Consider the following 17,963-nt stretch of genomic DNA (forward strand, 5'->3'; position numbering starts at 1 on the left):
ATGCAGAAGGATTGCCGTACCGTTTGGGCCAATTGCCTGCGCGTCATCCGGAGCAGTGTCGGAGAGCAGAGCTTCCGTACATGGTTTGAACCCATTGTACCGGTAGGCCTGCAGAAGAACTTGCTCATTATCCAGGTTCCGAGCCAGTTCTTCTACGAATGGCTGGAGGAGCACTACGTGGATGTACTCAAGAAAGCCATTGTGCAGGAGCTCGGCCCCGAAGGTCAGCTGGAGTACTCGATTGTAGTAGACCAGGGCAACGATCAAGCCCGCCCCCGTACCGTAAACCTGCCCGCCACCCGCGGCGGGGCGCCTCATCGGCCGCCCGCGCACACGCCCATGGCAGCCCAGGTACGGCCCATGGCCCCGCAGCAACCTAGCGGCGGCGCCCAACCTGCGCAGCAAAACTTTGCCGGGGCCAACAGTGCTGCTTACCCCAAGCGCCAGACGCCGCCGGCCGCTGCTGCCGCCGTAGCTGCCGCAGCTGTAGCCCCACCGCCGCTGCGCAACCCCTTCGAGGTGCGTGCCGTGTCGGACCGCAGCTACCTCGATTCGCAGCTGAACCAGAACTACACGTTCACGAACTACATCGAGGGCTCGTGCAACCGCTTGGCGCGCTCGGCCGGTTGGGCCGTGGCCAACAAGCCCGGCACTACCTCCTTCAACCCGCTGATGATTTACGGCGGGGTGGGCCTAGGCAAAACGCACCTGGTGCAGGCCATCGGCAACCACATCAAGGAGCACTCGGGCAACAAGTTCGTGCTGTACGTATCGGCCGAAAAGTTTACCAACCAGTTTATCGAAAGTCTGAAAACCAACTCGGTGCAGGACTTCGGCAACTTCTACCTGCTGGTTGATATCCTGATTCTGGACGACGTGCAATTCCTGGCCGGCAAAGACCGTACCCAGGAAATGTTCTTCCACATCTTCAACCACCTGCACCAGGCCGGCAAACAGGTTATCATGACCTCCGACGTGCCGCCGCGCGAGCTAAAAGGGTTTGAAGAGCGTCTGTTGTCGCGCTTTAAGTGGGGCCTCACCGCCGACCTGCAAAGCCCCGACTTCGAAACGCGCGTGGCCATCATCATGAACAAGATGCAGGCCGACGGCATCGACATTCCGCCGCAGGTGGTGGAGTACCTCGCGTACTCCGTCGAAACGAACGTGCGCGAGCTGGAAGGCGTGCTGATTTCGCTCATCGCGCAATCGTCGCTCACGCGCCGCGAAATCGACCTGGAAATGGCCAAGCAGGCCCTGCGCCACATCATCGAGGATGTAGAAGCGGAGGTAAACCTCGATTTCATCCAGAAAACCGTGGCCGAGCACTTCGGCATTGCGGTTGACTTGCTGAAGGCCAAAACCCGCAAAAAGGAGGTAGTTACCGCCCGCCAGGTAGCTATGTACTTCGCCAAGGAGCACACCAACCATTCGCTCAAGAGCATTGGTTACCACTTCGGCGGCCGCGACCACAGTACCGTTATTCACTCGGTACAGACCGTATCGGACCTGATCGACTCGGACAAAACCTTTCGCACCACCATTCAGGAGCTGCGCAAGAAGTTTACGGGCAAGTAGCCCGCGCTGCACCCCGCTACATCAAAAAAGCCCGCGTTGCCGCGGGCTTTTTCGTTTCGGAGCACCTAGGGTTTTACAAATCAGAGGCCGAACGCTCGCGCAGCTCCAGGCCGTTGCGCTGGGCGAAGTTGCTGAGCATGCCGCGCAGGTTTTGCCGGCGCATGCGGCCGCGCACCTGGCGCAGGTTCAGCGAATAGCTGGTACCATCGTGCAGGCGCAGGAGCAGCTGGTTGGGCTCCAGATCGAGGGCGCGCATTTCTTTGGCGGCAAAGGGCTGCTTGGGGGCAAACAGACCGGGCTTGTGCACCAGGTAATCGGGCGTGATTTCGAGGTAGGTTTGGGTGCCGAAGAGGGGCAGGTTCTGCACCGAGATATAAAGCAGGAATACCACCGCCAAACCCAGGAACATCCAATCGAGGTAGCGCAGCACGCCGGGCGTGCGGTTTGGGTCGCCGAGGATGGAAAGCAGGGGGTAAGCCACAGCTACCAAGCCAAACACAAGCTGCCCGAAAAACGGTACGCGAGAGGTGTTGGCCGGCTGCAGACCAATGCGGGTATAGGATGACGGCATAGGCAGGGGAGAGATTCAGCCGGCAAAACTAATACAAAAGCGCCGGGTGCCGGTGAAAGCGAGCGGAGCCGCGGCACTGTGCCCCGCGGCTCCGCTCGGCTATTTACTGTAGCTTGGCTTCCAAAGTCATTTCGGGCACGGCCGATAGCAGCTGCGAAATGGGGCAGTTCTGCTTGGCATCTTCGGCATAACGCTGGAAATCTTCGGCACTGAGGTTAGGTATCTGAACTGAGGTGCTTACCGCTATCTTCACCACCTTCGGCGACATATTGCCCGGGTCGAGCGTTACCTTCGATTCGGTGCGCACCTGGGTGGGCGAGTAGCCTTCGCGGGTAAGCAAGCTCACCAGGTACATGGTGTAACAGGCGGCGTGAGCGGCCCCAATCAGTTCCTCGGGGTTGCTGCCCTTCTGGCCCTCAAACCGGGTGCCTACCGAATAGGGCACTTGCACCGTACCGCTTTGGGTCGTGATTTCGCCGCTACCTTTGATGTCGCCGTTCCAGACGGCCGTACCGCGTTGGTTGATCATGGTGTTTGGGTATTGGTGTGGAAGGATACTTTGGCTGTAATACCAGCAGCACAACGCGGAGGTTTAACAAGGGCATATCATCGTTAAGTTGTGCACCGTTACTTGCAACTGTTATGTACACGATAAAACAGCCCAATAGCTTTCTTAAAGCTCCGATTAGCTTCCGCAGTGCGGTTATCTGTTTAGGATGGTTCGGTTTGGCTTTGTTTCTAACCGACCGATTATTCGACTACGTGCCGCTTGAAACTACCCACTACGGTTTGCTCAAGCTGTTCAATAAGGTTAAAAACCTGTTGTTCTTCATCGTCTGGCCTGGCGCTATGCTCATGCAAGCCAAAGCGGTGCTTGGTAAGCGGAAATGGCCTGTGCTGCGGGTAGTAACTGTAGTGGTGAGTATGCCGTGGTTGTTGTTGGCCCTGGCGTTGTTAGCCTTCGATGATGAAGACAGGTGGGTAGACCAGCAGGTACTGTATAGGAACAATGCGAACCCCGGAGTGCGAATTGCCGCACAATACTTGGAAGATTGGCCCAGCATCAGCCAAGAAGAGCGAATAGTAAAGCTCACCCCTGTGCTGGGGCTGTGGCAGCATGTTGAGACTGTGGATACGGCGACTTTCGACAAAACAGGCTGGCAGCGCGTACCTCAATAGCCGTTACATTTACCGCCTCGCTTTACCTAGTCCTACTGCATGGGCCTGAAGTCCTTCCTGAGCCGCCCGCTCGCCGCCTACACCGTTAGTCAGTACCAGAAATGGGTGCACCAGCCCGAGGTGGCTCAGCAGCGCATTCTGCAGAACCTGCTGCAGCAAGGCACTGCCACGGCTTTCGGCCACGACCACGGCCTTGCCGATGTACGCTCGGTGCAGGACTTTCAGCGCCAGGTGCCGGTGCGCGACTACGAAGCCCTAGGTGCGTACTTCAACCGAGTGAAGGAGGGGGAGCGAGACGTGCTCTGGCCGGGCAAGCCGCTGTACTTGGCTAAAACCTCTGGTACCACGTCGGGCACCAAGTACATACCGATCAGCAAGGACAGCATCGGCAACCACATCAACGGCGCCAAGGACGCCTTGCTGCACTACGTGCACCGCACCGGCAAGCCGCAGTTTCTCGATGGTAAGCTGATCTTCCTTTCCGGCTCGCCGGAGCTGGAGCAGGTGGGCGGCATCCCAACGGGCCGTTTGTCGGGCATCAGCAACCACCACGTGCCGGCTTACCTGCGCCGCAACCAGCTGCCGAGCTACGCCACCAACTGCATCGAGGATTGGGAGCAAAAGCTCGACCGCATCGTGGACGAAACCCTAGGTCAGCCTATGACGCTGATTTCGGGCATACCGCCGTGGGTGCAGATGTACTTCGACCGGCTTACCGCCCGCACGGGCAAGCCGGTGGGCGAGGTTTTTCCGGCGTTTCAGCTGTTCGTGTACGGCGGCGTCAACTTCGAGCCGTACCGCCGCAAGCTGCTCGAAAGCATCGGCCGCTCGGTGGATACGCTGGAGCTTTTTCCGGCATCGGAAGGCTTCTTTGCTTTTCAGGACGAGCCCGGCAACCCCGGCATGCTGCTGCTGGCCAACGCGGGCATTTACTTCGAGTTTATTCCGGCCGAGCGGTTCTTCGAGCCCAACCCGCCGCGCCTGACGCTAGCCGAAGTAGAGCTGGATAAAAACTACGCCTTGGTGGTAAGCTCCAATGCCGGCCTGTGGGGCTACTCCGTGGGCGACACGGTGCGCTTTACCAGCCTGCGCCCGCACCGCGTGGTGGTATCGGGCCGCATCAAGCACTTCTTGTCGGCTTTCGGCGAGCACGTAATTGGCGAAGAGGTAGAGCAGACCTTGCGCGATGCGCTGCAGCAGTTTCCGGAGGTAGAAGTAACGGAGTTTACCGTAGCACCCCTGGTAAGCGACAACAAAGCCGAACCCTCGCGCCACGAATGGCTGGTTGAGTTTGCCCGCCCGCCCCACGACCTAGGCGCCTTTGCCGCCGCCTTGGATGCCGGCCTGCGCCGCCGCAACGTGTACTACGACGACCTGCTGGCCGGCAACATCCTGGCGCCGCTGCGGCTGACGCCGCTGCCGGCTGGCGCTTTCCAGCGCTACATGAAAAGCCAAGGCAAGCTAGGCGGGCAAAACAAAGTGCCTAGGTTGAGCAACGACCGGAAGCTGGCAGAGGGGTTGATCGAAGTGCAGTAGCTGTGGAAAAGCTAGGCGCTGTCAATCACCGGGATGTTTACTACCTCAGCTCGTCGTGGAGCGATGAGGGGGCTGACTTTTTAGCTACTCGTAATTGGGTGCTGTTTGTAGTAGCAGACCAACACGACGAAACCTTATTCGAAAAAGTAGCTGCCGAAGCATTGCAGTACTCGCCGCTGTATGTGTGTAGTACTGGTGCTACGGAGATTCACTTAGATACCGCCTTTGATGAGGAAATAGTCCGGTTGGCCGTCGACTGGGAAGTGAGTCACCAGCAGCAATTCGATTACGGTCAAGCTGCTGTAACCGTCAGCATGCCTGATGTAGCCGAAGCGTTTTGGTTTACTACTTCCGTAGCTCAGCACAGCCGAAAAGGTATGGATGTAGTGCTGTGCCTCGATTTAGCGGGTACCTATAAAGCACGCATTATCGAGCTGATCAGCCTAATTAACAATGGTTGGTCGCCACCCGACTTTGATTTTGAAGCGGGTACCACGGTGCGAATCCTATAGGAGCAGAACACCTACCGCAATTTGCGCCGTTGCTCCTCGATGCGAGCGTAGATCTTATTGAAAAAGCGGTTCCGCTCTTTCTCCGACACCTGGCTGATGAGCGTTGATTTCTCCGTTTGAACGCGCATCCACTGTTTCACCTCGGTGCAGAAGGAGGCATCGGTAGTGTGTAGGTAATCCATGCCGTTGTAGCTCACCAGCACGCGGTCGTGGCCCTCGGCGGCGGTAAGGATGGTGTTGTCGAGCAGCAGAATTTCGTTGAAGTATAGCTGATAAGGGGCCACCTCTAGGTTGTGGCGCAGGGTGCGGCCCGTTACGGCTTGCCGCTGAATGTGCTGCACCAGCGCCTCCAACGCATCGAGCAGACGCGGTACGTCGGCGGGCTGCTCGTACAGGCCGGCATCGTGGTAGTACTCGATTTGGCGCAGGGTACTGTTTACCGTTTCATCGTTCCAGATTTCGACGGTGGGCATGCGCAGGTACTGCTCGGCGGCGGCGGCTCCGGCGGCTAGTACGTCATCGGGGATGTGCTGGGCGGCGTAGCGCAGGTTGCTAAAGGCCGCTACGGTTTTAATGGTTTTCAGCCAGAAGAACACCTTAAAGCGGGCCAGCTCCGGAAACAGAAAGTGGTAAATGGCCGGAATATCCTTGGCGGCGTAGCTGATGTGCGCATTGGCGGCAGCCGCCTGGCCGAAATAGCTCGCCGTGTAGCGCAGGTAATCGCCGATGCCGCCAGGCTGGGCATTGATGCTCATGCGCTGAAACGTAACCGACTCGCGTGGGCTGGCGAGCAAGTCGGTAAGCGGCAGTTGAAAGTGCTGGGCCAGGCGAGTGGCCTCGTCGAGCGACAAGGCGGTTTCGCCGCGCAGGCGACGGTAGGTGCTATCCGAGCTGAGCTGCAGCACATCGGCTACCTCATCAACCAGCGACAAATGCGCGGGCAAGTGCCCCCGCAGTCGGGCAAAAAAAGCGGTTTGGGCCGGCAGCGCAGGAACAGACTTAATGGATAACCCCATAAAACGCGAACGGCAGGCCTAGGTAATACTTGCAGAAATTGAGAAAGCAGACTGCCCAAGTTGCAAAAAACGCCAGTTGCCGCAAACCCGGCTGGCGCTGGGGTGGGGTTTTGCGCTTCCTGCAACCGGCCGCTTTGCAGAGCCGCGAAGGCCGTTGGGCAGCGGGTTGCCGGAGTTCTAGTTTTGGTCAGTGCTCCTTGTCACCTAGCCCAAACCACGTCATGAAGAAAACGCTACTCTGCCTCGCCGTTCTGCTGAGCGCCCACCTAGGGCACGCGCAGAAAACCATTGTGAAGGTCAACACCGTTAGCCTGGCCTTTCGTACCGCTTCGGTATTGGCCGAGCGGCAGGTGCACCCGGCTGTCAGCGTGCAGTTGGGCGTGTTCTACACCCCCAGCACCAGTAAGCTGTTCAGCGACCGGGAGTTGTCGGGCTTCGGCATTACCCCCGAAGTCCGGTTTTATACCTCCGGCAACGCCCCGCAAGGTTTTTACCTAGGGCTGTACACGCGCTACCAGCACTTCCGGGTGCACGAGGACATCAAGAAAACGGACTGGTTTACCCGCCTCGAAGACAACACCCTGCCCGGCCGGCCCATCGATGGCACCATGAATGCTTTTGGGTTCGGCATGAGCGCCGGCTATCAGGTAAGCATACTCAAGCGCCTCCGGCTCGATCCGTTTGTGGGCCTGGGTTTCAACCTGGCCTTCAGCAACGTAACCACGCCGGGCTTCACCAACCACGAGTTTTACACCGCCCAAACCCACGACGGCGCCGAACCACGCCTGGGGCTGGCCGTGGGCTACGCGTTCTGAGCTTGCTCGCGTAGGGCGGGCCGCTGCGTAATTTCGTGGTAGCAAATCACGTCGTCGGCGAAGTAGTGCAGCACCATGCTTTTGCGCGTGCGGTTGGCATCGCGAATGGGGGTGCCGCCGTGCAGCAGGTTGGCGTGCCACAGCAGCACGTCGCCGGCTTGGGCGTGGAACTCCTCGGGCTGCAGCTGGTTTTGGTGCACCACGGCATCGATGGCGTTTTCGTAGGCTTTGTAGGCCGATTCGCCGATGGTGAAGTGCGTGTTGCCGTGGGGGTAATCGTTGTTGAGCACGTAGGGCAAGCGGTGGCTGCCGGGGTAGTAGAATACAGGGCCGTTACTGGCGTCGATGTTCTCGAGGGCAATCCATGCGGCCACCATGTACCCCAGGGGGTAGGTGGTCATGTGGATGGTATCGGAGTGGGCGCGCTGCTGGCTGCCTTGGATGAAGTTGATGCTCTGGAACGGCTGCGTTACCGGCTTGCCCAGCAAAAAGCTGAGCACCGCGTGCAGCTCGGGCTTGGCCACAATCCGCCGAATGGCCTCCGATTGATGAATGGCGAACATGATCTTGACGTGGTTGTAGCGCCAGTTGGCGTCGCCTTGCCCAATCAGCCGCTCAATTTCGCTGTTGATGGTAGCTACTTCTTCAGGCGTAAAAAAGCCGCGCAGCACCATGTAGCCGCGCTCCGACCACGACAGAATGCCTTCCTGCACCGCCGGCGAAAACTGCTTGAACTCGGGGTAGCTGGCAGCTGCCAGACGGCTATCGTGGGCATCGAAGCGCGGCGGCTCGCCGGCACCCAGGGCCTTGAAGTCTTCGGACGAAACGGACTGGTACACCCGTTTGCGCAACCCGTAGCGGCGGTACAACTGCTCGTTGTGGCGCAGCTTGCGCTGGTGCAGAAAGTTGTAGACCGTGTAAGTGAGCTTCAGGGAGCGAAGCCGGTTGCGCAGGTAATCGAGCATTGGTAAGCTGCCGTTATCAGCTCCGAAGTTACCGAAAAGCCACTGGTGCTGGCTTATGCTGGGTTATGAAGGATTTGTAAGGCCTGTTTGTGGCTGCCTGTGCGTTCTTTGTTCAGGAAGCGTTGTAACTAGTATTACGCCTCTTAAAGTATGCGCATCGCTTTCGACCTAGATAACACCCTCATCCGCGGCGTACATGCCTTTCCACTGGAAGCTCCCAAACGCCGCATGTTGGCTCGCTTAATTGGCAAAGAGCAGCTCCGCCAAGGCATAGCAGAGCTCTGCGCTTACTGTCGGCAGCAGGGGCACGAAGTGTGGGTATACACAACCTCTTATCGCAGCCCAGCATACATCCGACGGCTGTTTTGGCTTTACGGCATTCGACTGAACGGGGTAGTAAATCAGGCCTGGCATAATCGGGAAGCGCGCGTACAATGCAGCAAACATCCGCCGAGCTTTGGCATTGATTTGCTGGTTGATGATGCTCCCGGGGTGAGAATCGAAGGCGAGCGTTACGGGTTTCGGGTAGTAGTTATCGATCCAAAGGATGAGCAATGGACTGCCCGTGTTCAAGCAACATTGCAGACCATACTTGCTGAATGAGCCTTCATGCCTGCCCTATGTCAGATACCAAACCAAAGCTATACACCGCCTGCCAGGCCTACGTGCAGCAGCGCATCGATACTTGCCAGGCCGCCATTCAGGCGGCGCAGGAGTCGGCCAACAGCGAAACCAAGAGCAGCGCCGGCGACAAGTACGAAACCGGCCGGGCCATGGCCCAGAACGAGCGCGACCGAAACGCTGTGCAGCTACACGAAGCCAAGAAGCTCCTAGGTGAGTTGGAGCGCATCGACCCGGAGAAGCCTTGCGACGCCGTGCGGCCCGGCGCGCTGGTGCGTACCAGCATGGGCCAGTTCTACGTGAGCATCAGCGCCGGCAAGCTGGCTATTGATGGGGCCGAGTACTTTGCCGTGTCGGCGGCGGCGCCCATTGCGGCGGCGCTAAGTGGCAAACGCGCAGGCGAGGAGGCGACTTTCAACGGAAAGAAGATCCGCATCGAGGCTGTAGAGTAAAGAAAAGTACCTTTGTTAGCCCGTGCCGCCCGTAGCTGCAGGCACATTTGCTAGCATGTCTTCTTTTCAGCCCCGCTCTCTTGCTCTCCTAGGTTCCACCGGCTCCATTGGCACGCAAACCCTCGAGGTAGTGCGCGCGCACCCCGGCCGTTTTTTGGTAGTAGCGCTTACTGCCCAGCGCAACGCCGACCTGCTCGTAGCCCAGGCGCGCGAGTTTCGGCCCGCCGTGGTCGTAATCGGCGACGAAGCCCAGTACACTGCCGTGCAAGCCGCGTTGGCCGATCAGCCGGAAACCCAGGTGATGACCGGGGCCGAAGCCCTGGCCGAAGCCGCCGCCCGCCCCGATGTAGACGTGGTGCTGACGGCCTTGGTAGGCTACGCCGGCCTGCTGCCTACTGTGGCGGCCCTGAAGGCCGGGAAAACCATTGCGCTGGCCAACAAAGAAACCCTGGTAGTGGCCGGGCAACTGGTTACGCGCTTGGCCCGGCAGTACGGCTCGGCCATTTACCCCGTCGATTCGGAGCACTCGGCCATTTTTCAGTGCCTGGTGGGGGAGGCGCCCGGTTCGGTCGAGAAAATTATCCTCACGGCCTCGGGTGGGCCGTTCCGCGGCCGCTCAGCGCAGGAGCTGGCTACCGTAACCAAGGCCCAAGCCTTGAAGCACCCCAACTGGGACATGGGCGCCAAAATCACCATCGATTCGGCCTCTTTGATGAACAAAGGCCTCGAGGTGATTGAAGCCAAGTGGCTGTTTGCCCTGACGGACGAGCAGATTGAGGTGGTGGTGCACCCGCAAAGCATCATTCACTCGCTGGTGCAGTTTAAGGATGGCTCGCTGAAAGCGCAGCTCGGTTTGCCCGATATGAAGCTGCCCATTCAGTACGCCTTGGGTTACCCCGAGCGCCTGCCCAACGATTTCCCCCGGTTCAGCTTCCTCGATTACCCGCAGCTCACCTTTGAGCAGCCCGATGGCGACACCTTCCGCAACCTGCCGCTGGCTTTTGAGGCCATGCGCCGGGGCGGCAACGCGCCGTGCGTGCTCAATGCCGCGAACGAAATAGCCGTAGCCGCTTTCCTCCGCGACCAAATCGGCTTCCTGCAACTGCCCGATGTGGTCGAAAACTGCCTCGCGCGGGTTTCGTACCTTGCCGATCCTTCGCTCGACGACTACGTGCACACCGATGCCGAAACCCGGCGCGTGGCTTCGGAGTTGGTAAAGTAACTTTAAGATTCGCGCGTCAGCCTGAGCAAAGGAAAAGAAGCCTATCACACAAGGCCGTCATGCTGAGCGCAGTCGAAGCATCTCTACGGATAGTAATCTACTATCTCACGAAGCGGTAGAGATGCTTCGACTGCGCTCAGCATGACGTTCTGAATAACTGCCTGAATAGAAGATGACTCTTCGCTTTGCTCAGGCTGACAACTAAAAACTGACAACTGATATAGAATGGATATTCTGGTAATGGCTGGCCAGCTGCTGCTGGGGCTCACCATTTTGGTGGGCGTGCACGAAGCAGGGCACATGCTGACGGCCAAGTGGTTTGGGATGCGCGTGGAGAAATTCTCCATCGGCTTTCCGCCCAAAATTTTCGGCAAAACCATCGGCGAAACCGAGTACATGCTGGGCGCCGTGCCCCTAGGTGGCTTCGTGAAAATCACGGGCATGGTGGATGAGTCGCTCGACACCGAGAGCCTCAGCCAGGAGCCCAAACCCTACGAGTTTCGGGCCAAGCCGGCCTGGCAGCGCCTCATTGTGATGCTCGGCGGCATTATCGTAAACGTGCTCACGGGCATCCTCATCTTCACGCTGCTCACCTACAAGTACGGCGAAAGCTACCTGCCCGCTTCGGAGGCGCAGCGCTTTGGCGTGGTGCCCAACGAGCTGGGCAAGCAAATCGGTTTCCGGCCCGGCGACCGTATCGTGAAGATCAATGGCCGCCCGTTCGAGCAATTCACCGATGTGTACGACGTAGATGTGGTACTCGGCAACGGCAGCTATTACACCGTGGAGCGCGGCGGCCAGCTCATCGACATTCCGGTGCCGAAGGACTTCATGGACAAGATGGCCGACCAGGACCAGGCCTTGTTCGTGCAGCCGCTCGACCCCTTTGTGGTGGATGAAGTAGTACCCGGCGGCCCGGCCTCGAAAGGTGGTTTGCTGCCCTCCGACCGCATTGTGCGCGTGGGCAGTACCAACATTCAGTTTTTCCCAGAACTGCAAGCGGCCCTGAAAGCCAACGCCGGCAAAGCTACGCCGGTGCTCGTGCAGCGCGGCGACCAAACTGTGACGCTGACGCTGAACGTGGACGAAGAAGGCAAGGTAGGTTTCCGGCCCAAATCGTTGCTGAAGTACAACACCCGCGAGTACAGCCTGGTTGAGGCCATTCCGGCCGGTACCAAACAGGCTTTCGGCATTGTGGCAGCGCAGGTAAAGGCCTTTGGCAAAATCTTCCGCGGCGAGGCCTCGGTAAGCAAATCCCTAGGTGGCCCCATCGAAATTGCGCAGCAGTACGGCGGCCGTTTCGATTGGCTAAAGTTTTGGACCCTGACGGGCATGCTCTCGATGGTGCTGGCCTTCATGAACCTGCTGCCCATTCCGGCGCTCGACGGCGGCCACGTAATGTTCCTGACCTACGAAATGCTCTCGGGCCGCAAGCCTTCCGACAAGTTCCTGGAAAACGCCCAGAAGGTGGGCATGGTGCTGCTGCTCTCGCTGATGGCCTTCGTGCTTATCATCAACCCGTTCATCAAGTACGTGCTGTAGCCCCTAGGTAAGCTCCCGGCCACTGTCGTAATGCCATCTTCTTCGCAAGATGGCATTACTTTTTCCGGGCGGTTGTTAGGTCACCAATCCAATACTTTCTTCCTCACTTATGCGTCGTTTTGTTGCTTTCCTAGGTGCCTTGCTGATGGCTATTGCGGCGTGGGCCCACCCGTACCATGCCAGCATCATGGAGGCGAAGCTCAACCCCAAAACTCAACAGCTCGAAATAGCCCTGAAGGTGTTTACCGACGACCTGGAAACCGGCCTGTCGCAGGGCGCGGCGCGCCCCGTGCGCCTGCTCGAAACACCTGCCGCCCAACTTACGCCCGTTATCAGCAACTACCTGCGGCGCAGCATTACGGTGGGCACCAAGCCCGGCGAAGCCCTGCCGCTGAACTACCTAGGGATGGAGCGCGAGAAAGATGCGCACTGGATTTATTTCAGCGTGAAGCTGAACAAGCGTACCCAAAGCATTAACCTCAGCCACCGCCTGCTGATGGAGCAGTTCTCCGATCAGATGAACATCGTGAACCTCGAGGCCAACGGCAAAAAGCAAAGCGCGCTGTTCCGCAGCGGCAACGACACGCAGCGCATTAGCTGGTAGCAACCGTTCCCTTAGCTGTCATTGCGAGCAAAGCGAAGCAATCAGTCCTGAGCAGGGCACATCCGTTCAGCCAGCAGCAACCGTAAACCGGGTATGCGCGACCACCGCTACTTCGTCTACATCCTCACCAACCAGAACCATACTGTTCTGTATGTCGGCGTTACCAACGACCTAGGGCGTCGGCTAGTGGAGCATCGCTCCGGCGCACACAAGGGTTTTACAAAGCGCTACAACGCAACGAAGCTCATCTATTTCGAAGAGCACACGAATATCAACGCGGCTATTGCGCGCGAGAAACAGTTCAAGGGCGGTTCGCGGCAGAAGAAACTCGACGCCGTAGCCAGCCTAAACCCAAACTGGGAAGAATTGCTATCCTAGGTGGTTTTCGCTTAGCGCTAGGTGAAGGGTCGTACCCAGCCCAGGACCGATTGCTTCGTCGTGCCTCCTCGCAATGACAGCCGGTTACACAAAAGGCGCGGGCCGGGAGCTGATACAGCTCCCGGCCCGCGCCTTTTGTGTAAGGTACCTTGGGTTGCTAGTTCCAGCCGCCGGCATCCTTATCGGCGGGTTTTTGCTCCGATTCGGGCTTGATCAGGCGGAACTCCACGCGGCGGTTGATGCGCATGTCCTCTTCGGTGGCTTCCTCCTTCAGCGGCACGGTGCTGCCGTAGCCGCGGCTCTCGATGCGGTTAGGCTTGAGCTTGCCTTTGGTTTCGATGTAGCGGCGAATGGCGTCGGCGCGGTCTTGCGAAAGCTGCTCGTTCACGTCGGGGTCGCCTTTGGCGTCGGTGTGGCCCGAAATGCGCAAGCGGTGGTCGGGGTGGTCGACCATGAACACCACGATGCGGTCGAGGGTGGCGTGCATCGAGGGCAGGATGTTTGATTTGCCCTGGTCGAACTCGATGTTACGGAAGATCAGCGGGATGTTGTAGTCGATGCTGGTAGTCATCAGCTTCATCACCGTGTCCTGCTTCAGGCTGAATTGCTTTTCGACGGTAAAGTACTCCGGGCTCTGAATGAGCATCACGTACTTCGAACCGTCGATGAGGTCGAAATCGAAAGAGCCATCGGGGCGGATGTACTTCGAGGCCACCTCAATGCCGTTGTCCACGTCGATGATGCTAACGATGCCGCTCAGGGGCTTTTGCGTTACCGAGTCGACCAAAGTACCCTCGAAGCGCGTGGTGGCCAGCGGCTGAGCCTCCATGGGCAGCGGGAAGGAGTACAGGTCGAGGTTCTTCATGTTCTTCTCCTCGGAGCGGGCGTAATACAGGTTTTTCGATTCGCCGTCGATGGTGAAGTAATACTCCGAGCCCTTGCCGTTCACGAGCGGGCCAATGTTGATGGGCTCCTGCCAGCGGCCTTTGGTGCGGTAGGCTTTGTAAATGTCGAAGTCGCCGAAGTTCAGCAGCTGCCCGCGCGACGAGAAGTACAGCACGTTGTAGAGCGGGTGGTAGAAGGGGCTTACCTCGCTTTCGCGCGTGTTGATGATGGGCCCCATGTTCTGGGCCTTGGCCCACTGCCCGTTCTTCAGCTTGTAGGTAAACCAGATGTCGGACATGCCGAAGCCGCCCAGGCGGTCGGAGGCGAAGTACAAGGTGTCCTCGGTGCGCGAGAGGGTAGGCTGCGAGTCCCAGGCCGTGGAGTTCACCTGCATACCCAGGCTTTGAGGCACCGTCCACTGGCCGTTTTTGTAGTGGCTCACGAACAAGTCGCAGTTGCCGTGGCAGGTGGGGCACTCGCAGCGCGAGAAGTACATGGTGGTGCCGTCCTTGGTAAGGCAGGCTGAGCCCTCGTTGTAGGGCGAGCTGATGGGCTTGGGCAAGGCCTCGGCATCCGACCACGACTCGCCCTGGCGCTTGGCCATGTACAGCTCCTCGTCCACGATGTTGTGCAGGCCGCGCGTTTTGCGCTTCGAGGAGAAAATGAGTTGCTCCGAGTCGTCGTGGTAGCTGGGGCCGTAGTCCTCTACCTGCGAGTTGATGCCCGCGCCCATGTTGGTGTACACGCCCTTGGGCGGCCGGAAGGTGGCAATGTTCTTCCGGTACTCCACAATGTCGTAGTACGTTTTCAGGGGCACGTACAAGTCGGCGTCCTTCCGTTCGAGCGAGTCGTAGTACAGCTGAATTTTCCGAACGTCCTGCCGGTGGTGCTTGAGGGCCAGGCGGTAGTAGGCCTTGGCTTTGTCCTCGTTGCCGGCGCGCTCAAACAGCTGCCCCAGCCGCCAGAGCATCATGTTGTCCTTGCTGAAGTTCTCGATGCCGAAGTTGGCCACGTACTGCTCCAGCAGGTTGCGGGCCGAGGTCCAGCTTTTGCGCTTTTCGGCGCGGGCGATTTCGCGCAGCGCTTTTTTGTCCTGGAAATAAGCAACGCGGTTGATGTTGATAAAGTCCGGGGTAGCATCGGGCCGCACCCGGAGCTGGCGAACTTTGCCCGAAAGGGCACGCTGGCGGTACGGCTTATTTTGCGCTGCGAGCACACTCGCAAAGCACAAACCCACCAGCAGCAGAAAAAGCGGGCGTATCAAACGAAACATAGGAAGGTAGTCGGCACGGAAGCCCAACGTGGAGCGGGAGCTACGGCCTTCAAAAATATAGCTTTTAGCTGATGACGCAGCGCCCGGCTGACGCCTTGTCGGGCGGAAATTGCTGCCATGGCGGCCGCTTGTGCCCTAGGTGCACGTGGCACGGCACTTGACAAAGAGGTATCTTCGTTTCGTGGACGGCGGCGCGGCGGCTTTTTGCTGCCAATCTGGCGCTGCTGTCGTTTCCTTCTCTATGTCGAAAAATTCGAATCCGCGCTTTCCAGCTTCCTTCCTGCTCATGACCGAAGACCCTGACGGAATGGTGTCGGTAGTTTCGTCCGACTCGGAGCAGGAACCCGCGGCGCAAGGCGAAGCGCCGGAAAAACTGCCCATTTTGCCGGTGCGCAACACGGTGCTGTTTCCGGGGGTGGTGCTGCCCGTTACGGTTACGCGCAAAAAAAGCATTCGGCTGGTGCGCAAGGCCTACAAGGGCGATAAGCTGATTGGGGTAATTGCCCAGAAGAACTCCAACGCCGAAGACCCCGTGCTGGCCGACCTCTACGAGGTGGGTACCATGGCGCGTATTCTGAAGCTATTGGAACTGCCCGATGGCAACACCACCATCATCATTCAGGGCCAGCAGCGTTTCCGGTTGGCCGAAATGGTGCAAACCACGCCCTACTTCACGGCGCAGGTAGACTACCTGCCCGAGCTGCTGCCCACCCGCCAAACTAAAGAAGTAAAAGCCTTGATGGCCTCGCTGAAAGATGCGGCCACCAAGATGCTGAAGCTGAACCCCGAAATTCCGCAGGAGGCTCAGGTTGCCCTCGACAACATTGAGTCGCCGGGCTTTCTGATTCACTTCCTGTCCTCCAACCTCAACGTAGAAGTAGGGCAGAAGCAGCGTCTGCTCGAGATAAACGAGGCCGTAGAGCGCGGTACGCAACTGCTCGAGCTGTTGCTGAAGGAAATTCAGCTGCTCGAGATTAAGCACGAAATCCAGAGCAAGGTCCACACCGACATCGACCAGCAGCAGCGCGACTATTTCCTGCGCCAGCAGCTGAAGGTGCTGCAAGACGAGCTCGGCCACGAAGGCCCCGACCAGGAACTGGACAAGCTGCGTCAGCGCGCCAAGGACAAAAAGTGGCCCGAAGGGGTGGCCAAGCACTTCCAGAAAGAGCTGGACAAGCTGAGCCGCATGAACCCGGCCGCCGCCGAATACCCGGTGAGCCTGAACTACGTGGAGTTTCTGCTCGATTTGCCCTGGGCCGAGTACACCAAGGACAACTTCAACCTGAAGCGCACCCGCAAAATCCTCGATCAGGACCACTACGGCCTGGAGAAAGTGAAGGAGCGCATCCTGGAGTACCTGGCGGTGCTTAAGCTGAAACAGGATCTGCGGGCACCCATCCTGTGTTTGTACGGGCCTCCCGGCGTGGGCAAAACTTCCCTAGGTCGCTCCATTGCTACGGCCCTGGGGCGGAAGTACGTGCGCCTTTCCCTAGGTGGCGTGCGCGACGAAGCCGAAATCCGCGGGCACCGCAAAACCTACGTGGGGGCTATGCCGGGCCGCATCGTGTCGCAAATCAAGAAAGCCGGCGCCTCCAACCCGGTGATGATTCTGGACGAGGTGGATAAGCTTTCCTCGGACTTCCGCGGCGACCCGCAGGCGGCTTTGCTCGAAGTGCTGGACCCGGAGCAGAACTCGACCTTCACCGACAACTACCTGGAGGTGGAGTACGACTTGTCGCGCGTGCTCTTTATTGCTACGGCCAACTCGCTCGACACCATTCACCCGGCCCTGCGCGACCGGATGGAAATTATCGACCTGACGGGCTACACGCTGGAAGAGAAAACCCAGATTGCCAAAAAGCACCTCTGGCCCAAGCAGGTAACCGAGCACGGCCTTACCCAAAAGGATGTAACCATCAGCACCGCCGCCGTGCAGCGCGTGATTGATGATTACACCCGCGAATCGGGCGTGCGCAGCCTCGAGCGTAAGCTGGGGGCTTTGGCTCGCAACATCGCCAAGCACAAGGCCATGGATGAAGCCTTCCCGGCCAAGCTGGAGCCCGATGATGTAAGCAAAATCCTAGGTGCCGCCATCTTCGACCGCGACCTGTACCAGGACAACGAAACCGCCGGCGTGGTAACCGGCCTGGCCTGGACTTCGGTGGGTGGCGACATTCTGTTCGTGGAAAGCCTGTTGAGCCGTGGCCGTGGCAAACTCACGTTGTCGGGCCAGTTGGGCGACGTGATGAAGGAATCGGCCGTGACGGCGCTGAGCTACCTGCGCAGCCGCGCCGAGGAACTGGGCATCGATTACCGCCTGTTCGATCAGTACGACCTGCACATTCACTTCCCCGAGGGCGCCGTGCCTAAAGATGGCCCCTCGGCGGGTATTGCCATTTTCACCAGCATTGCTTCGGTGTACACGCAGCGCAAAATTCGCTCGCACTTGGCCATGACGGGCGAAATAACCCTGCGCGGTAAGGTGCTGCCGGTGGGCGGCATCAAGGAGAAGCTGCTGGCGGCCAAGCGCGCCGGTATTCGCGACGTGATTTTGTGCGAGAAGAACCGCAAGGACCTTCAGGACATCCCAGCCGAGTACCTCAAGGGCGTTACCGTGCACTATGTCGACCGCGTGGACGACGTGGTGCGCGTGGCCCTGCTCGACGAGTTGGTGAAAAACCCGCTGAAGCTGACCGTACGCGACGAAACCGCCGCACCCGCCCCGCTGCACGAGGTGGAAGTACAGTAGCGAGCCGTTAGCTGCTGGCTGTTAGCTATTAGTTTTCGACCTAGGCTAATAGCTAACAGCCAGCAGCT

General features: G+C 58.9%; 17 protein-coding genes. 12 read left to right on the top strand and 5 right to left on the bottom strand.

Features of this window, described 5'->3' with window-relative positions:
• Nucleotides 1-1,575 (top strand): chromosomal replication initiator protein DnaA, encoded by a 1,575-nt coding sequence (dnaA, locus tag OIS50_RS00005; RefSeq protein WP_264692289.1) that lies wholly within the window; start codon nucleotides 1-3, stop codon nucleotides 1,573-1,575.
• 73 nt (nucleotides 1,576-1,648) lie between these two features.
• Here dnaA and OIS50_RS00010 read toward each other — a convergent pair whose 3' ends face one another.
• Nucleotides 1,649-2,146 carry a hypothetical protein gene (locus OIS50_RS00010; RefSeq protein WP_264692290.1) on the bottom strand — a complete coding sequence of 166 codons (498 nt, stop codon included), beginning with the start codon at nucleotides 2,144-2,146 and terminating at the stop codon, nucleotides 1,649-1,651.
• 103 nt (nucleotides 2,147-2,249) lie between these two features.
• The gene (locus OIS50_RS00015) at nucleotides 2,250-2,675 is read right to left on the bottom strand and encodes an OsmC family peroxiredoxin (protein ID WP_264692291.1); all 426 of its coding nucleotides are present in this window, start codon (nucleotides 2,673-2,675) and stop codon (nucleotides 2,250-2,252) included.
• Nucleotides 2,676-2,788: 113 nt separating this feature from the next.
• Here OIS50_RS00015 and OIS50_RS00020 point away from each other — a divergent pair, with 113 nt between their 5' ends.
• Genes OIS50_RS00020 through OIS50_RS00030 form a run of 3 tightly spaced genes read left to right on the top strand, consistent with a single transcriptional unit; the run spans nucleotide 2,789 to nucleotide 5,373 of the window.
• A complete protein-coding gene (locus OIS50_RS00020) occupies nucleotides 2,789-3,325 on the top strand; it encodes a hypothetical protein (RefSeq protein ID WP_264692292.1) in 537 nt (178 codons plus the stop codon).
• A gap of 39 nt (nucleotides 3,326-3,364) precedes the next feature.
• A complete protein-coding gene (locus tag OIS50_RS00025; RefSeq protein ID WP_264692293.1) occupies nucleotides 3,365-4,861 on the top strand; it encodes a GH3 auxin-responsive promoter family protein in 1,497 nt (498 codons plus the stop codon).
• A gap of 2 nt (nucleotides 4,862-4,863) precedes the next feature.
• Nucleotides 4,864-5,373, top strand: a complete 510-nt coding sequence (locus OIS50_RS00030) for a hypothetical protein (protein WP_264692294.1) — start codon at nucleotides 4,864-4,866, stop codon at nucleotides 5,371-5,373.
• Nucleotides 5,374-5,384: 11 nt separating this feature from the next.
• Here the strand turns inward: OIS50_RS00030 and OIS50_RS00035 are convergent, their stop codons facing one another.
• Nucleotides 5,385-6,305 (bottom strand): helix-turn-helix domain-containing protein, encoded by a 921-nt coding sequence (locus OIS50_RS00035; RefSeq protein WP_264692295.1) that lies wholly within the window; start codon nucleotides 6,303-6,305, stop codon nucleotides 5,385-5,387.
• Nucleotides 6,306-6,610: 305 nt separating this feature from the next.
• Between OIS50_RS00035 and OIS50_RS00040 the strand changes: the two genes are divergently transcribed.
• Nucleotides 6,611-7,204 (top strand): DUF3575 domain-containing protein, encoded by a 594-nt coding sequence (locus OIS50_RS00040; protein WP_264692296.1) that lies wholly within the window; start codon nucleotides 6,611-6,613, stop codon nucleotides 7,202-7,204.
• On the opposite strand, the gene OIS50_RS00045 is transcribed toward OIS50_RS00040, so the two are convergent.
• Nucleotides 7,192-8,169, bottom strand: a complete 978-nt coding sequence (locus OIS50_RS00045; protein WP_264692297.1) for a phytanoyl-CoA dioxygenase family protein — start codon at nucleotides 8,167-8,169, stop codon at nucleotides 7,192-7,194. The genes OIS50_RS00040 and OIS50_RS00045 overlap by 13 nt on opposite strands.
• A gap of 150 nt (nucleotides 8,170-8,319) precedes the next feature.
• Here OIS50_RS00045 and OIS50_RS00050 point away from each other — a divergent pair, with 150 nt between their 5' ends.
• The 6 genes from OIS50_RS00050 (at nucleotide 8,320) to OIS50_RS00075 (ending at nucleotide 12,988) form a co-directional block, all read left to right on the top strand.
• On the top strand, nucleotides 8,320-8,772 hold the full coding sequence (locus OIS50_RS00050) for a hypothetical protein (protein ID WP_264692298.1): 453 nt from the start codon (nucleotides 8,320-8,322) through the stop codon (nucleotides 8,770-8,772).
• A 17-nt stretch (nucleotides 8,773-8,789) separates the two neighbouring features.
• Nucleotides 8,790-9,242 (top strand): 3-oxoacyl-ACP synthase, encoded by a 453-nt coding sequence (locus OIS50_RS00055; RefSeq protein ID WP_264692299.1) that lies wholly within the window; start codon nucleotides 8,790-8,792, stop codon nucleotides 9,240-9,242.
• 55 nt (nucleotides 9,243-9,297) lie between these two features.
• Complete coding sequence (locus OIS50_RS00060) at nucleotides 9,298-10,464, top strand: 1-deoxy-D-xylulose-5-phosphate reductoisomerase (protein ID WP_264692300.1); 1,167 nt, start codon at nucleotides 9,298-9,300, stop codon at nucleotides 10,462-10,464.
• 225 nt (nucleotides 10,465-10,689) lie between these two features.
• Complete coding sequence (gene rseP, locus OIS50_RS00065) at nucleotides 10,690-12,006, top strand: RIP metalloprotease RseP (RefSeq protein WP_264692301.1); 1,317 nt, start codon at nucleotides 10,690-10,692, stop codon at nucleotides 12,004-12,006.
• A 109-nt stretch (nucleotides 12,007-12,115) separates the two neighbouring features.
• A complete protein-coding gene (locus tag OIS50_RS00070) occupies nucleotides 12,116-12,610 on the top strand; it encodes a DUF6702 family protein (RefSeq protein ID WP_264692302.1) in 495 nt (164 codons plus the stop codon).
• Between the two features lie 93 nt (nucleotides 12,611-12,703).
• Nucleotides 12,704-12,988 carry a GIY-YIG nuclease family protein gene (locus OIS50_RS00075; protein ID WP_264692303.1) on the top strand — a complete coding sequence of 95 codons (285 nt, stop codon included), beginning with the start codon at nucleotides 12,704-12,706 and terminating at the stop codon, nucleotides 12,986-12,988.
• A 157-nt stretch (nucleotides 12,989-13,145) separates the two neighbouring features.
• Here the strand turns inward: OIS50_RS00075 and OIS50_RS00080 are convergent, their stop codons facing one another.
• Nucleotides 13,146-15,146: an OmpA family protein gene (locus OIS50_RS00080; RefSeq protein ID WP_264692304.1), complete on the bottom strand. Its 2,001-nt coding sequence runs from the start codon at nucleotides 15,144-15,146 to the stop codon at nucleotides 13,146-13,148.
• Nucleotides 15,147-15,432: 286 nt separating this feature from the next.
• Here OIS50_RS00080 and lon point away from each other — a divergent pair, with 286 nt between their 5' ends.
• A complete protein-coding gene (lon, locus tag OIS50_RS00085; protein ID WP_264692305.1) occupies nucleotides 15,433-17,895 on the top strand; it encodes an endopeptidase La in 2,463 nt (820 codons plus the stop codon).
• Nucleotides 17,896-17,963: the final 68 nt, after the last annotated feature.

It is taken from the genome of Hymenobacter sp. YIM 151858-1, assembly GCF_025979705.1.
Lineage (GTDB): Bacteria > Bacteroidota > Bacteroidia > Cytophagales > Hymenobacteraceae > Solirubrum.